General features: G+C 71.1%; 15 protein-coding genes. 2 read left to right on the plus strand and 13 right to left on the minus strand.

The window, feature by feature from the left end:
* The 4 genes from AB0D34_RS29515 to tsaB are packed head-to-tail and all read right to left on the minus strand — an operon-like array spanning position 1 to position 2540.
* On the minus strand, positions 1-258 hold the full coding sequence (locus AB0D34_RS29515; RefSeq protein ID WP_362666693.1) for a hypothetical protein: 258 nt from the start codon (positions 256-258) through the stop codon (positions 1-3).
* Positions 255-1340, minus strand: a complete 1086-nt coding sequence (gene tsaD, locus AB0D34_RS29520) for a tRNA (adenosine(37)-N6)-threonylcarbamoyltransferase complex transferase subunit TsaD (protein ID WP_362666695.1) — start codon at positions 1338-1340, stop codon at positions 255-257. Before tsaD ends, AB0D34_RS29515 begins: the two co-directional genes overlap by 4 nt.
* The gene (gene rimI / locus AB0D34_RS29525; protein WP_362666697.1) at positions 1333-1887 is read right to left on the minus strand and encodes a ribosomal protein S18-alanine N-acetyltransferase; all 555 of its coding nucleotides are present in this window, start codon (positions 1885-1887) and stop codon (positions 1333-1335) included. The genes tsaD and rimI overlap by 8 nt, the downstream gene beginning before the upstream one ends.
* Positions 1884-2540 carry a tRNA (adenosine(37)-N6)-threonylcarbamoyltransferase complex dimerization subunit type 1 TsaB gene (gene tsaB / locus AB0D34_RS29530; RefSeq protein WP_362666699.1) on the minus strand — a complete coding sequence of 219 codons (657 nt, stop codon included), beginning with the start codon at positions 2538-2540 and terminating at the stop codon, positions 1884-1886. The genes rimI and tsaB overlap by 4 nt, the downstream gene beginning before the upstream one ends.
* A 178-nt stretch (positions 2541-2718) precedes the next feature.
* Between tsaB and AB0D34_RS29535 the strand changes: the two genes are divergently transcribed.
* Entirely contained in the window at positions 2719-3267 is a 549-nt protein-coding gene (locus AB0D34_RS29535) for a hypothetical protein (RefSeq protein WP_362666702.1), read from the plus strand.
* A 26-nt stretch (positions 3268-3293) separates the two neighbouring features.
* Here AB0D34_RS29535 and AB0D34_RS29540 read toward each other — a convergent pair whose 3' ends face one another.
* The 8 genes from AB0D34_RS29540 to AB0D34_RS29575 form a co-directional block, all read right to left on the minus strand.
* Positions 3294-3467 (minus strand): hypothetical protein, encoded by a 174-nt coding sequence (locus AB0D34_RS29540; RefSeq protein ID WP_362666704.1) that lies wholly within the window; start codon positions 3465-3467, stop codon positions 3294-3296.
* A 140-nt stretch (positions 3468-3607) separates the two neighbouring features.
* Positions 3608-4114, minus strand: a complete 507-nt coding sequence (gene tsaE, locus AB0D34_RS29545; protein WP_362666706.1) for a tRNA (adenosine(37)-N6)-threonylcarbamoyltransferase complex ATPase subunit type 1 TsaE — start codon at positions 4112-4114, stop codon at positions 3608-3610.
* Positions 4086-5336, minus strand: coding sequence for an alpha/beta hydrolase (locus tag AB0D34_RS29550; RefSeq protein ID WP_362666708.1), 1251 nt, complete (start codon positions 5334-5336; stop codon positions 4086-4088). Before AB0D34_RS29550 ends, tsaE begins: the two co-directional genes overlap by 29 nt.
* 109 nt (positions 5337-5445) lie before the next feature.
* Positions 5446-6618: an alanine racemase gene (alr, locus tag AB0D34_RS29555; RefSeq protein WP_362666710.1), complete on the minus strand. Its 1173-nt coding sequence runs from the start codon at positions 6616-6618 to the stop codon at positions 5446-5448.
* Between the two features lie 74 nt (positions 6619-6692).
* Positions 6693-7328 carry a M23 family metallopeptidase gene (locus AB0D34_RS29560; RefSeq protein WP_362666712.1) on the minus strand — a complete coding sequence of 212 codons (636 nt, stop codon included), beginning with the start codon at positions 7326-7328 and terminating at the stop codon, positions 6693-6695.
* 106 nt (positions 7329-7434) lie between these two features.
* Positions 7435-9003: an NAD(P)H-hydrate dehydratase gene (locus tag AB0D34_RS29565; RefSeq protein ID WP_362666714.1), complete on the minus strand. Its 1569-nt coding sequence runs from the start codon at positions 9001-9003 to the stop codon at positions 7435-7437.
* Positions 9004-9040: 37 nt separating this feature from the next.
* Positions 9041-9172: a hypothetical protein gene (locus AB0D34_RS29570; protein ID WP_362666716.1), complete on the minus strand. Its 132-nt coding sequence runs from the start codon at positions 9170-9172 to the stop codon at positions 9041-9043.
* Positions 9173-9468: 296 nt separating this feature from the next.
* The gene (locus AB0D34_RS29575) at positions 9469-12819 is read right to left on the minus strand and encodes an RHS repeat-associated core domain-containing protein (protein ID WP_362666719.1); all 3351 of its coding nucleotides are present in this window, start codon (positions 12817-12819) and stop codon (positions 9469-9471) included.
* A 470-nt stretch (positions 12820-13289) separates the two neighbouring features.
* Here AB0D34_RS29575 and AB0D34_RS29580 point away from each other — a divergent pair, with 470 nt between their 5' ends.
* Complete coding sequence (locus AB0D34_RS29580; protein WP_362666721.1) at positions 13290-13622, plus strand: hypothetical protein; 333 nt, start codon at positions 13290-13292, stop codon at positions 13620-13622.
* An 18-nt stretch (positions 13623-13640) separates the two neighbouring features.
* Here the strand turns inward: AB0D34_RS29580 and AB0D34_RS29585 are convergent, their stop codons facing one another.
* Complete coding sequence (locus AB0D34_RS29585; protein WP_362666723.1) at positions 13641-14012, minus strand: holo-ACP synthase; 372 nt, start codon at positions 14010-14012, stop codon at positions 13641-13643.
* Positions 14013-14128 lie beyond the last annotated feature (116 nt).

Raw genomic sequence — 14128 nt, forward strand, 5'->3', positions numbered from 1 at the left:
TCACTCCGTGCCGAGTGACTCGAACCGCCACCGATGCACGGCCCGGCTCGCCAAGTCCCCGTCCGGCTCCGGAAGTTCGGGCAGCTCGGCGTCGTGGGCCGCGTCCCACCACGTGATGACCAGGACGCGGTCCTCGGGCGCCCGGAACGTCTCGCGCCGCAGCGGCCGTACGGGAAGCTCCTGACCGCGGGCCCAGGCCAGCAGCGCCTCGCCGCGGCCCTCGACCGCCCGGGCCTCCCACATCAGCGCGACCGTCATGTGTAGAGGTTCTCCTTGCTGACCTCGTGGACGTGGTCGTGGCCCGGGACGTGCGGGTCGGTCACCGGCAGGGAGGAGTCGGCGGAGAGGTCCCAGCTGGAGGCGGGGCGGTTGCGGGCCACCATCTCCGCGCCCAGGGCGGCGACCATCGCGCCGTTGTCGGTGCACAGCTTGGGCCGGGGGACCCTGAGACGGATCCCGGCGGCCTCGCAACGCTCCTGGGCCAGCGCCCGCAGCCGCGAGTTCGCGGCCACGCCGCCGCCGATCATCAGGTGGTCGACGCCCTCGTCCTTGCAGGCCCGCACGGCCTTGCGGGTCAGCACGTCCACGACCGCCTCCTGGAAGGACGCCGACACGTCACGCACCGGCACCTCCTCCCCCGCGGCCCGCTTGGCCTCGATCCAGCGGGCCACCGCCGTCTTCAGGCCGGAGAAGGAGAAGTCGTACGCCGGGTCGCGCGGACCGGTCAGACCGCGCGGGAACGCGATCGCCGTCGGGTCGCCCTCGCGCGCGTACCGGTCGATGACCGGGCCGCCCGGGAAGCCGAGGTTCAGCACCCGGGCGATCTTGTCGAAGGCCTCGCCGGCCGCGTCGTCGATGGTCGCGCCCATGGGACGGACATCGGAGGTGATGTCCGAGGACAGCAGCAGGGACGAGTGCCCGCCGGAGACCAGCAGCGCCATCGTCGGCTCGGGCAGCGGGCCGTGCTCCAGCTGGTCGACGCAGATGTGGGAGGCGAGGTGGTTGACGCCGTAGAGGGGCTTGCCGAGGGCGTAGGCGTACGCCTTCGCGGCGGAGACCCCGACGAGGAGCGCGCCGGCGAGCCCGGGCCCCGCGGTGACGGCGATGCCGTCGAGGTCCCGCGCGCTCACCCCCGCTTCCTTCAGCGCACGGTCGATGGTGGGGACCATGGCCTCCAGGTGCGCCCTGCTCGCCACCTCCGGCACCACTCCGCCGAACCTGGCGTGCTCGTCGACGCTGGACGCGATGGCGTCGGCCAGCAGGGTGGTCCCCCGGACGATGCCGACGCCGGTCTCGTCACAGGAGGTCTCGATGCCCAGGACAAGGGGTTCGTCAGCCATTGATCTCGGTTCCTCGTACGGAAGTTGAACCCGCGGCGGAGCCGCTGTCGGGTGCTGTGGTCAGTCGCATGACCAGGGCGTCCACATTGCCCGGCTGGTAGTAGCCGCGCCGGAAGCCGATGGCCTCGAAGCCGAAGCGCTCGTAGAGCTTCTGGGCGCGGATGTTGTCGATCCGGCACTCCAGCATCACCTCGGCGCACTCGAAGGCGGTCGCGGCCCGCAGCAGCTCGGTCAGCAGCACCGAGCCGAGGCCGGTGCCCCAGTGGTCGCGGGCGACGGCGATGGTCTGCACGTCGGCCTGCGCGGCGGGGCCGCCGTCGTCCGCCGTGCCGGCGGAGGCGAGCCCCGCGTATCCGACGATCCGCCCGCCCACCTCGGCCACGACGAAGCGCCGGGTCGCCGCCGGACCCCGGGAATGCGCCAGCTCGGACCAGAACATGCCCCGGGACCAGGCGTCCTCCGGGAAGAGGTCCTTCTCCAGTTCCAGGACGGGATCGATGTCCCACCAGCGCATCTCACGCAGTACGGGAGTCACAGGTGTGGTCACTTGGGGGTGACCACCTTGTAGTTCTTGGGCACCTGGGCGTCGGGGCGCCGCAGGTACAGCGGCCGCGGGGCGGGCAGCTCCTGCCCGGCCTCGATCCGCTCGGCGGCGAGCGCGGCGAGCGAGGCGGCCGACACATGCCGGGGCTCGCGGGCGTCCGGGAAGGTGTCGGGGTAGAGCAGCGCCCCCGCGCCGACCGCGGGCAGTCCCTCGACCCGCTCGGCGATGTCGGCGGGCCGGTCGACCGCGGGTTCACCGATCCGGGTACGGGAGTCCTCGTACCGCGCCCAGTAGACCTCCTTGCGCCGCGCGTCGGTCGCCACGACGAAGGGCCCGTCACCGACGTCGGCGGCGTGGGCGAGTCCGTCCAGGGTGCAGATCCCGTACACGGGGATCCCGAGCGCGAGCCCGAAGGTGTCCGCGGTCATGAGCCCGACCCGCAGCCCGGTGTACGGCCCGGGCCCGGTCCCCACGACGACCCCGGTGACGGCGTCCAGCTTCACCCCCGCTTCCCCGAGCACCCGATCGACGGCCGGCAACAACAGCTCCCCGTGCCGACGCGCGTCCACCTGACTGAACGAGGCGAGAACATCCCGCCCGTCATACAGGGCGACGGTCACGGCAGGAGTGGCGGTATCCAGAGCGAGCAAGAGCACGCAAACAGCCTACGGCTCCGGCGACCCTGGGGCGGCCGCAGGCCGCTTTCAGGGGCGCGGGGCTCTATCGACATGCGACTCCTCCGCGTGGGCGCGACAAGCCACGACGGCGCAGCAGACGACCGCCAAGCTGCTACGGTCACCACAAATCAGGACCAAGCACACAAGAGGTGACCCGGTGGCCCCCCGCAACGCAGCCTTCGTGACCGCCCTCACCACAGCAGCCCTCGCAACGGTCGGCTTCCTCGCCTACCAGGCCTCCGCAACAGTCCCCACCGCAAAACACACCGGCACCCCCGCGGCCACCGCCTCCCGGCACCCCCTGGCCAAGCAGAACCCCAACGCCCTCCCGCCAAGCTCCGGCACCGGACGACGCGTCGTGTACTCCCTGAACGGCAACCGAGTCTGGCTCGTGGCACCCGGCGACAAGGTCACCCGCACCTTCGCGATCACCCCGGGCAACATCCACCCCGCCCCCGGCACCTACGCGGTCACCTCCCGCTCGGGCGCGGTGACCGGCACCGACGGCACCCCCATCGAACACGTCGTCCGCTTCGCCGACGTCGACGGCGTGGCGATCGGCTTCAGCGCGGCCGTGAAGGACAAGGCGACCCCCGCCGCCGACGCCACTCCTGTACGCACGGGCGGCATCCGGGAGTCCCGCGCGGACGGCGACGCGATGTGGTCCTTCGCGACGATCGGCGTGAAGGTCGTGGTGATCCACTGAACCGGCTTCAGGCCGGTCTGGGGCGATCAGGCCGCTTTCGGACGCTCGGCAGCAGCCGCCGTCGCCGTACCCGGATCGGGCAGTCGCGGGGGTGTGGAGACGGCCTCCGCCGCCGCACAGGACGCCAGCAGATCTCGCATGGACACGCCGCCGGCGATCGCGTACGGCTGCTGCTGGGGCCGGTTCTCGGTGGCCGACATGGACGCCTCCTGAAGTTCGGGGGCGGGCGTAGTTAGGTACACCTAACTACGAGCTGGGTACCATGTGACCACGCACAAGACACCAAATGCAACATCTTGCCGACGGATTGTCGGAACGTTGATGAAAACGCGGTCGCCCCTCAGGCGGTGAGCACCCCGAGGTCGGCCGTCGCCCACCGCTCCCCGAGCGGAGTGAACGTCACGTACCGCACCTCGTCGGTGGTGTCCCCGACCGCGCGGTGGATCTGGACCTGGAGCCGGTCGTCGGTCAGCTCCTCGACCTTGCCCTCGCCCCATTCCACGACGATCACCGACTCCGGCAGCGACACGTCGAGGTCGAGGTCCTCCATCTCGTCGAGCCCGCCACCCAGGCGGTAAGCGTCCACGTGGACGAGGGGCGGCCCGTCCCCCAGGGACGGATGCACCCGGGCGATCACGAAGGTCGGCGAGGTCACGGCCCCCCGCACCCCGAGCCCCTCACCGAGTCCGCGGGTCAGCGTCGTCTTGCCCGCGCCGAGCTCCCCGCTGAGCATCACGAGGTCCCCGGCGCGCAGCAGCTTGGCGAGCTTCAGGCCCAGCTCGCGCATCTGCTCGGGGGAGGTGACGGTCAGCTCGGTCTCAACCGGGTTGCGCGGTACTGCTTCCATAACCGCCAACGGTAGCCCCTGCGGGCACGGCACCCGCGCGGGTGAGCAGGTCGGCGAGGCGGTCGGTGACCACTTCCGGGTGTTCCAGCATGACGAGGTGCCCGGCGTCCGGAACCAGTACCAGCTCCGCCTCCGGCAGCAGGGAGGCGATCGCCTCGCTGTGCTCGCTCGGCGTCACCATGTCCCCCACTCCGGCGAGGACGAGCACCGGCTTGTCCGCGAAGTGGGCGAGGGCGGCGGTCTTGTCGTGGTTGTCGAACGCCGGGTAGTACTCGGCGACCACGTCGATCGGGGTGCCCTCGATCATCCGCTCGGCGAACCGGACGACGGCCGGGTCCACGTCCCGGGAGGCGAAGGAGTACCGCTTGATGATCCCGGCGAACAGGTCTGCGGTGGCCCGCCGCCCCTTCTCCACCAGGTCGGCCCGCTGCCCCAGCACCTTGAGGACGCCCGGCAGCACCCGCCGTACGGCGTTGACGCCCGCGACGGGCAGCCCGAAGTTGACCTCGCCGAGCCGCCCGGACGACGTACCGACCAGAGCCACCGCCACCACCCGGTCGCGGATCAGCTCGGGGAACTGGTCGGCCAGCGCCATGACGGTCATGCCGCCCATGGAGTGCCCGACCAGCACGATCGGCCCCTGCGGCACGGCCGCGTCGATGACGGCCTTCAGGTCCCGCCCCAGCTGCTCGATGTCGACCGCCACCCCGTCCTGCACCTGCCGCGCCCCCCGCCCGGACCGGCCGTGGCTGCGCTGGTCCCAGTGCACGGTCCGTACGACGCCCCGAAGGGCCGCCCGCTGGAAGTGCCAGGAGTCCTGGCTGAGGCAGTAGCCGTGGCTGAAGACGACGGTCACGGGGGCGGGTGCCTTGCGTCCGAACAGCCGGCGCCTGCGCGGCGACAGCGGGGGGACGGCCTCCGGGTCCACGTCGTCGACCTCGTAGTACAGCTCGGTGCCGTCGTCGGCGTACGCCTTGCCGGGGGTGCCGCGCAGTGAGCCGTACGGCCCGGTCGAGTCGAGGGCGAGGCGCGCCTTCTGCCGCATCCCGCGCCCGACGGTGAGCCGTTCGATGGCCACCCCGGCCGCGGCTCCGGCGGCGACCACGCCTATCGCGGCGCCCGCGATGCCGGTCGCCCGGCGCCAGCCGCCACCCGCCGCCGCAGCGGAGGCGAGGGCCACCGAAGCGGCGTCTACGACGGCCTCCGCACTGCTCTCGCTCACGTACCGCTCCTGTTCGCTGGGTCGGGTGATACCGGGTTGCTGGTGTTCTTCGTGGTGACGCTGAAGCTGGTGTTGCCGCACCGGCCGTTCTCACACACGCACTGTGCGGTTACCCCGCTTGTTCCTCGTTCACATAGACGCGAGGAACGCGTGTTCCGATGCGGGTCACGATTTCGTAGGCGATGGTGCCCGCGGCCTGTGCCCAGTCCTCGGCGGTGGGCTCGCCCCGGTCGCCGGGGCCGAAGAGCACGGCCCGGGTTCCGGTCGGCGGTTCGTCGCCGCCGAGGTCGACCACGAACTGGTCCATGGCGATCCGTCCGGCGACCGTGCGCCACTTGCCGTCGACCAGCACCGGGCCGGTCCCGGAGGCGTGCCGCGGGATGCCGTCCGCGTAGCCGACGGGGACCAGGCCGAGGGTGGTTGCGCCGGGGGTGACGTAGTGATGGCCGTAACTGACGCCGTGGCCGCCCGGGACGCGCTTGACCAGCGCGATCGACGCCGACAGCGTCATCACCGGGCGCAGCCCGAAGTCGGCGGGGGCGCCGATCTCGGGGCTGGGCGAGATGCCGTAGACCGCGATCCCGGTCCGGACGAGGTCGAAGTGGCTCTCCGGAAGGGAGAGCGTGGCGGGCGAGTTGGCGATGTGCCGCACCTCGGGGCGCACGCCCCGGCCCTCGGCGTACGCCAGCATCTCCCGGAAGAGGGCGAGCTGGGCGGCGATGGAGGGATGCCCGGGCTCGTCGGCGCAGGCGAAGTGCGACCAGAGCCCCGTGATGCGCAGCAGGCCCTGCGCCTCGGCGCTCAGGGCCTCGGCGACCAGCTCGGCCCAGTCCTCACCGGGCTGGCAGCCGCCGCGCCCGAGACCGGTGTCGGCCTTGAGCTGCACACGCGCGGGGAGGCCGGCCTGCCGGGCCGCGTCGGTGACCTCTCGCAGCGCCCACATTCCGCTGACGGAGACGTCGAGATCGGCCTCGATCGCTTCTCTCCACGGCCCGCCGGGCGTCCACAGCCAGCACATGATCCGAACGCCGTCGATGCCCTTCGCGCGCAGGTCGAGGGCTTCCTCGGGCGTGGCCGTCCCCAGCCAGCGCGCCCCCGCCTCGACCGCGGCGCGGGCGCACGGCACCGCGCCGTGGCCGTACGCGTCGGACTTGACCACGGCCATGACGGCGGCGCCCGGCGCGTGCGCGCGCAGGGTCCGCACATTGGCCCGCAGCGCGTCCAGGTCGATCTCGGCGCGGGCGCGCAGCGGTGCGGTCGGGGCGGTTGCTGTCTCGTTCATGGCGCCCCCAGTGTCTCAGAGGCGACTGACACCACCACTGAGCGCGTCCCCGCAGACGCGCACACGCACGCGTGTCAGAGGCTGAGTCCGTGCCGGGCCAGGTATTTCACCGGGTCGATGTCCGAGCCGTACGGACGCCGGGCACGGACCTCGAAGTGCAGATGCGGGCCGGTGGCGCGTCCGGTGGCGCCGCTGCTCCCGATGCGGGTGCCGGCCTTGACCTTGGCACCGCGCGCGACCGAGATGCGCGAGAGATGGCCGTAGACGACGTAACGGGAGTCACTCAGCTTGATCGTCACGGCCTTTCCGTACGACCCCGACCAACTGGCCAGGACGACGACTCCGCTGCCCACCGCGTACAGCGGGGTTCCTTTCGGTACGGCGAGATCGATTCCGGTGTGGTAGCCGACCAGCCAGTTGCCCCGCACCCCGTATCGCATCGTCACGCGGGCCCGTTTGCGGAGGGGGCGGGCCCACTTGGCGGGTGCGAGGGAGCGGTCGTCCTCCACCTCGATGTCCTCGGCGGCCGCCAGCAGTTCCTCGAATTCCGCGTCGTAGTCGCTGCCGCAGTTCCCGCCGGGCTCGTCCTCCGGTGGATCCGGGGGATCCGGGGTGTCCTCGCGGAAACCGAGGACGGGACTGCCCAGTACGACTGCCGCACCGCCGAGCAACTCGCGTCGGGTGGTGCCGCGTATATGTGGCTCATCCATGCCGTCAGCGAAACATCGCCCTTCGGGCTCCGCACACTCGGCCGACCCGCATTAGTCCCATCAGGTGTTAGTTCGCGGGATCAGGATGTCTCCTTCGCAGAAGCGTTCATGCGTCCCGTACGTCCCGTACGTCCCGCCATGCCGCCGGCACCGCCTCGGCCACGTCGTGCGCACCCACCGGCGCCCCGTCCGCCGCGAACCGTCCGGCCAGGCCGTGCAGGTAGGCGGCCACGCTGCCGGCGTCCAGCGCGCTCAGCCCGGACGCGAGCAGGGACCCCGCGAGGCCGGACAGCACGTCTCCGCTGCCTGCCGTCGCCAGCCACGCCGTCCCGGTCGGATTCACCCGTACGGCACCGCCGCCGGCGTCGGCGACCAGCGTGGTCGACCCCTTGAGCAGCACGGTCGCGCCGTAGCGCCCGGCAAGTTCCCGCGCGGAGGCGAGCCGCGCCCCCTCGACCTCCTCGCGCGGCACCCCGAGGAGCGCGGCGGCCTCTCCGGCGTGCGGGGTCATGAGCGTCGGCGCGGTACGCGCGCGTACGGCGTCCCGGTCGGCGAGCCGCAGCCCGTCCGCGTCGATGAGCACCGGCACGTCCGACCCCAGCACCTCGCCCACGGCCGAGGCGTCGTCCCCGGCGCCCGGTCCCACGACCCAGGCCTGCACGCGCCCGGCGTGCTTCGGCCCCTGGTCCGACACGAGCGTCTCGGGGAAGCGGGCGATCACGGCGTCCGCGGCGGGCCCGACGTACCGCACGGCCCCGGCGCCGCCCCGCAGCGCCCCGTACACGGCGAGCACGGCGGCCCCCGGATACCGCGCGGAGCCGGCGGCGATCCCGACGACACCGCGCCGGTACTTGTCGCTCTCACCGGTCGGCACAGGCAGCAGCCGCCGTACGTCGGCGTGTTGGAGGGCCTCCAGCTCGGCCTCCTCCGGAAGCGCGAGCCCGATGTCGACGAGCCGCACCGACCCGGCGTACTCCCGCGCGGGATCGATCAGCAGCCCCGGCTTGTGCGTCCCGAACGTGACGGTGAGGTCGGCCCGGACGGCTGCCCCGCGCACCTCTCCGGAGTCGGCGTCGACCCCACTCGGCAGATCTACGGCGACGACGGCGCAGCGCGCCCGGTCGGCGACCTCCGCCAACTGGGCCGCGTCGGGCCGCAGCCCGCCCTTGCCGCCGATACCGACGATGCCGTCGAGGAGGAGGTCGGCGTGCTGGATCAGCGCCTCGACGGGGTGGGTGTCTGTGGCCTGTCCAGCGGCGGCGGGGGTGGCCGTGGCCTGCTCTCCGGCGGTGAGGGCAGCCGCGACGTCTCCCTCGGCGCTGATGGCACGCGGGTCGCCGCCCTCCGCGGCCCGTCCGTCGATCCCCACGGCCCGCCCCCCGGCCCGCCGCAGTGCGGCCAGCCCAGCGGAGTGGGCGCGTTCGGGCGCGAGCAGTACGGCGGTGACCCCGGCGCCCCGCCGCGCCAGGCGGGCCCCGGCGAAGAGGGCGTCCCCGCCGTTGTCCCCGCTCCCGATGAGCAGCACGACCCGACGGCCGTACACCCGCCCCAGCAGGTCAGCGCAGGCGGCGGCGAGCCCGGCAGCCGCCCGCTGCATCAGCGCGCCCTCCGGCAGCCGTGCCATCAACTCCCGCTCGGCGGTCCTGACCGTCTCCACCTTGTACGCAGTACGCATGGGGTCGAGTCTGCCCCGTTTCCCTGCCGGATCTGCGTCACTTGGAGCGGTTGCGACGGGCGGCGGTCACCAGCATCCAGACCACGACGACCACGATGATCGCGACGACCACCCAGGTGGGAACTCCGCCCAGACCCTTGTAGGCCTCAACCCGCCACGCCTGCCGCATGGAACAGCCCCCTCCACCTCATTTACCGCGCCGAATTCTTAGGATCAGATCCTGCACGCTTTCACGAGCGAGTTTTCCGATGTCCCAGAAAGGCGAAGACCGCCAGAACCACTCCGCTGACTGCCGCGATCACTCCGAGTACGATCGGCACAGCATCGCCGGTGACGGTTCCCGCAATGCACGCGCATACGCCTCCTATCACCAGGATCGCAGAGAAGGTTCGCACTCCTTTTATTGCGTCGTCCATCGATGCATCCTTCCGGCGCATTCCACCCCTCCGCATGTTTCTTTACGCGTTATCCGTAAGTGAGGATGTCCGCACCGTAGTACCCCGCGACGCCGCCAAGCGCGCAGCTGCCGACCACGGCAGCACCAGCACCTACCGCACTGCCGACCCCCGCGCCGACCACGCCGCCGACCGTGGCGGAATATGCGATGACTCCGGTCTCGGCCGCAGCTGTAACTCCCGCCACGCAACCCGTGACCACACCGAAAACATCGCTGCCCTTGTCGAGTAGGTCGGAGAAGCTGAACAGCCCGGTGGGGTCGCTGTTGTTGATGAAGTCACCGCCCGCGTACAGGTACGCGTTCTTCTCCTGCCCGGAGGGATCGGGCTGGGTGAAGCGGCCGATCTGGGGGTCGTAGTAGCGGGCCCCCATCTTGTACAGGCCCGTGGGGTCGAGGTAGGCGCCGCTGTAGCGGAACGGCTGGGGTACGGCCTCGGTGGCGGTGCCGCGGGGCAGACCCGTCGGGCCGTAGGCGTACGTGTGCGTGCGCTTGCCCGCGTCGTCGACCAGACCGAGGACGTTGCCGGTGCCGTCGGTGAGGTAGTAGGAGGACTTCCCCCCAGTCGTCATGGAGTTCAACGTGCCCGCCGGTTCGCGGATGAATCCGGTGTCGACGCCGTCGGTGGTCGTGGACGCGAGGCCGAGCGCGGTGTGGTGGAACCAGGTCGAACCCAGCTTCGTGCGCTCCGAGTTGTCGGTGCCCGCGTGGACCAGGTCGTAGTTCGTGCCGCCGACCGCGATGTTGGACAGCTGGCTGTGGTCCGTCCAGGTTTCCTTTGTGCGCGCGGAGGCAGCCACGCGTCCGCCGGCGGTCTCGTTGCCGAGCTTGTCGTACGACCACGGCGTCGCCGAGCCGGTCTGGCCGGTCAGCTGGGAGGCGTCGTTGTAGGTGAAGACCGCGCTGCCGGGGCAGGTGGCGGCGGTGCCGTCCTGGGAGGTGAGGTTGCCGGCCTTGTCGAAGCAGTACAGCCAGGACGCTTTGCGGGTGCCGGCCGAGTCGGCTTCCAGGGCGTAGGACAGGCGGTCCTGGGAGTCGTAGGTGTAACTGGTCCTGTACTTGGTGAGGTTGTCGGTGCGGGTGCGGATCTTGGTGGTGTCCTTGCCGGCGTTGGCGTAGCTGTAGGTCAGGTCGACCAGGGTGGTCGTGCCGGAGGTCGTCCTGACGGTCTGGGGGCGGCCGTTCTTGTCGATGCCGACGGACTGGGTGGTGCCGCCGGGGTAGACGGTCTTGGTGCGCTTGTCGTTGCTGTCGTGGTCGAAGTCGGTCTTCTTGCCGGCCGGGTCGGTCAGGTAGTCCAGGCGGCCGGCCTTGTCCCAGGTGTAGTCGGTCCTGCCGGTGGGGTCGGTGTAGTAGTCGACGTCGCCGCCCGGGGTGTAGGCGAGCGCGGTCTGCGCACCGCTCTGCAGGGTGCGGACCTTCTCCCGGTTCAGCTTGTCGTAGTCCCACCGCGTGGTGCCGGAGGCGTCGGTGCGGACCTTCAGGTTGCCGTCGCCGTCGTAGTCGTACGTGACCGTGGAGTTCGTCGAGGAGACCGTCTTCACCCGGTCGCGGGGGTCGTAGACGTAGACCGACTTGATGCCGCGGCCGTCGGTGGCCGTCTCCACCCGGCCCAGCCCGTCGTAGGTGTACGTCGTCTCACCCAGCGGCGCGGGCGGGGTGACCTTCTTCAGGTTGCCCTCGGTGTCGTAGGTGAAAGAGGTGACCTTGCCGTTGCCGTCCTTGCCGGTGCAGCGCTGGCCCTCGAAGCCGCCGCACGTGGGGGTGGCCTTGTTGTACGTGTACTCACGGGTGGCGCCCGCGGTGCCGGAGGTCGTCACCGACATGGTGTTGCCGTTGGTGTCGTACTTGAAGCTGTCCTTGCGGCCGTCGGCGCTGGTGAAGTCGTTGGGCAGATCGGTGCCCGCGACGGTCTGGTACGCCGTCACCGAGGCGGTCGCGCCCAGCGGGAGCTTGGCGGAGGTGGCGTTGTTGCGGGTGTCCCAGCCGTAGGTGGTGGTGTTGCCGCCGGTGCCGTCCGCGCCGGTGCCCATCGCGTCCGTGGCGGTCTGCACCAGGTGGTTGACGTACGTGCTGTGGCGGGAGTGCTGGAGCGGGTCGGTGACCTTGGTGACCTCGCCGTCCGCGTTGTGCGTGTAGAGGGTCTGGTCGCCGTCGGGGTCGGTGACCGTGGTGGTGCCCGCGTCCTTCGGGGTGGCGGCCGAGTAGTCGAGGCGCCAGGTCGGGCCGGTGTGGCCACTGCTGGTGGACTCGGTCGCGCGCAGCATGGAGGTGACGCGGTTGTGGTCGTCGTAGGTGAAGACGGTGGTGGTGCCCTCCGCGGTGATGACCTTGATGACCCGGCCGTCACCGTCGTAGGTGTATTCGGTGGGCTTGCCGGCCGTGTCGGTCACCTTGGCCGGATAGCCGGCGGAGTCGAGATCGAAGACCGCGGTGCGGCCGGTGTGGTCCTTGGCCTGCCACTGGTTCGGATACGTCTTGACCAGGTCGATCCAGCGGCCCGAGCGGGTCTCGGTCAGCTTGAAGCCCTTGTGCTCGCCGCTCTCGTCGTGCTGGTCGACGGTGATCGTGCCGTGGTTCTTGTCCGTGACCTTGGTGAGGGTGCCGTTCGCGTCGTAGGTGTCCCGGCTGCCGGACTTGCGGTCGGTGAGGGTGTAGGTGCCGTCGGCGTTCTTCTTCAGGTCCTTGGAGTAGCCGGTCGGGGTGGTGTAGCCGCCGGTGCCGGTCTCCGTGAAGCGCAGCGTGTCGCCGGTGGCGTCGAAGACGTCCACCTCACCGTCGTTGACCTGGAGGTAGCGCTCATAGCCCTGCCACCAGCGCTGGGAGACCTTGCCCCAGGGGGCTTCCAGGCTGTTGTACGTCCGGGTGAGCTGGAGTTTCTGGCCCACGCCCGCGATGTCGAAGTCGGTGGCCGCCAGCATCAGGTTGCCGTTGGAGAGGTTCGTGCGGGCGACCAGGGAGTCGCTGAGGCGGGTGTCGAGGAGGCGGTGCCAGGGGACCTGGCCCTGCCCTTCGGGCACGTAGGAAGGTATGTCGGCGGCAACAGTGGTCCGGGCCGTGCTGTTGGTCCTGCCGGCCGTACGGGCCTTCTGCGCCGAGCGCCAGGCGATGACCTCGGCGGGCGGGGTGGTCTCCGCCCTGGAGGCCGGGGCCTTGGTTGTGCCTGCCGGGGTGGCCGGTACCTCGACCTTCGTCGGCTTCGTCCACGGGCTCTCGGGCTCGGGCAGTTCGGGCTTGGGCGTTGCCGCGAGGCCGGGGGCGGCGGCGATGAGCAGCGCGGCCGTGGCGACGGCAGCGGTGAGGGCGGTTCTGTGTGATCTCCGGGCACGCCGAGACGGCGTGCGTGCGGCACGCGAATGCATCAGCTTCCCCCCACAGGAAGTCAGGACCAGCGACCCCAACGGTCACCGGGGACGCACAAGTTGTCACAAGGTCCACACAACGTGGCCCGCCGTGCCCCTGACCGTCCTTGGCATACGGGCCGGAATCAGCCCCACCTCTTTGGTCCGGCATACCGGGACGAAAACACCTCGTCGGCACACGCAGGGGCGAGGAACGATCAGTTCCGGCCGCCGAGAGGGCAGTACAGTTGTCCGAAAGCGCAATCTCGGCCAGGTCAGACGAGGACACGAGGTCTGACCTGGTCACTTTCGGCCAGATTCAGCCCCGTTCCCCATCTGACACGTAAGCGCTCACCAGGCACCATCACGTACTTGTGGGCATATGCCCGGACCTGAGGTCGTCTCAGACGTCACGGCCGCCCCATCCCACCCCTGTGCGGAACGCTTCACAAAACGCACACTGAGGGCGTTTCGCGAACGCAGCCGCATCCATGGCCGCGGCCGCGGCCGTCGACCATCCCGTGGAGGACGTTCCCGCGATGACCGATCCGGACAGACCCCGCCGGCCTCTCGGCCCGGCCGTCCGTTGGGCCGGGCGCCTGCTGTGCTGGAGCCTGGCCGCCGCTCTGGCGACGGCCGCCGTCGACATCACCGTCTCGCCGCATACCGGCTGGTGGCACACCGTCTGGCCGCTGCCCTGGTACCTCACCTGCGCGTCAGCCGCCGCCTGGGCCGCGCTGCGCGCTCGCGAGAAGTCGGCCGGCGGCGGTCGCGATCCGCTGACCGAGAAGGGCATCCACACGGAGTGGGACCAGGCCGCGTGAGAGCCGGCGCGGCGGTGGTCATCCCTCCGCGATCACCACGGCCGACGCCACCCCCGCGTCATGGCTGAGCGACACGTGCCAGGACTGCACGCCCAGTTCGGCGGCGCGGGCGGCCACCGTCCCGGTGACCCGCAGGCGGGGCTGCCCGCTGTCCTCCACGTAGACCTCGGCATCGGTCCAGTGGAGCCCGGCCGGAGCGCCGAGCGCCTTGGCGAGTGCCTCTTTCGCGGCGAAGCGGGCGGCGAGCGAGGCGACCCCTCGCCGCTCCCCGCTGGGCAGCGTCAACTCGCTGTCCAGGAACAACCGCCGGGCCATCCCCGGCGTACGCTCCAGCGACGCCGCGAACCGCTCGATCTCGGCAACGTCGATACCGACCCCGATGATGCTCATCCGGGCACTTTACGATCCGCCGGCGAACAGGTCCTGTCGGGCTGGGGTCTTGCCCGGGGTGTCTGTCGTGACGGCGTCCGCGGTCGCCGTCACGGGCACGAACGCCGCCCGAAAGT

This window comes from Streptomyces sp. NPDC048420 (assembly GCF_040651535.1).
Taxonomy (GTDB): domain Bacteria; phylum Actinomycetota; class Actinomycetes; order Streptomycetales; family Streptomycetaceae; genus Streptomyces.

Coding starts and splice junctions, on each gene's coding strand:
- AB0D34_RS29515 (WP_362666693.1), bottom strand. CDS start 258: ATGACGGTCGCGCTGATGTGGGAGGCCCGGGCGGTCGAGGGCCGCGGC.
- tsaD (WP_362666695.1), bottom strand. CDS start 1,340: ATGGCTGACGAACCCCTTGTCCTGGGCATCGAGACCTCCTGTGACGAG.
- AB0D34_RS29540 (WP_362666704.1), bottom strand. CDS start 3,467: ATGTCGGCCACCGAGAACCGGCCCCAGCAGCAGCCGTACGCGATCGCC.
- tsaE (WP_362666706.1), bottom strand. CDS start 4,114: ATGGAAGCAGTACCGCGCAACCCGGTTGAGACCGAGCTGACCGTCACC.
- alr (WP_362666710.1), bottom strand. CDS start 6,618: ATGAACGAGACAGCAACCGCCCCGACCGCACCGCTGCGCGCCCGCGCC.
- AB0D34_RS29560 (WP_362666712.1), bottom strand. CDS start 7,328: ATGGATGAGCCACATATACGCGGCACCACCCGACGCGAGTTGCTCGGC.
- AB0D34_RS29565 (WP_362666714.1), bottom strand. CDS start 9,003: ATGCGTACTGCGTACAAGGTGGAGACGGTCAGGACCGCCGAGCGGGAG.
- AB0D34_RS29570 (WP_362666716.1), bottom strand. CDS start 9,172: ATGCGGCAGGCGTGGCGGGTTGAGGCCTACAAGGGTCTGGGCGGAGTT.
- AB0D34_RS29575 (WP_362666719.1), bottom strand. CDS start 12,819: ATGCATTCGCGTGCCGCACGCACGCCGTCTCGGCGTGCCCGGAGATCA.
- AB0D34_RS29580 (WP_362666721.1), top strand. CDS start 13,290: ATGGCCGCGGCCGCGGCCGTCGACCATCCCGTGGAGGACGTTCCCGCG.
- AB0D34_RS29585 (WP_362666723.1), bottom strand. CDS start 14,012: ATGAGCATCATCGGGGTCGGTATCGACGTTGCCGAGATCGAGCGGTTC.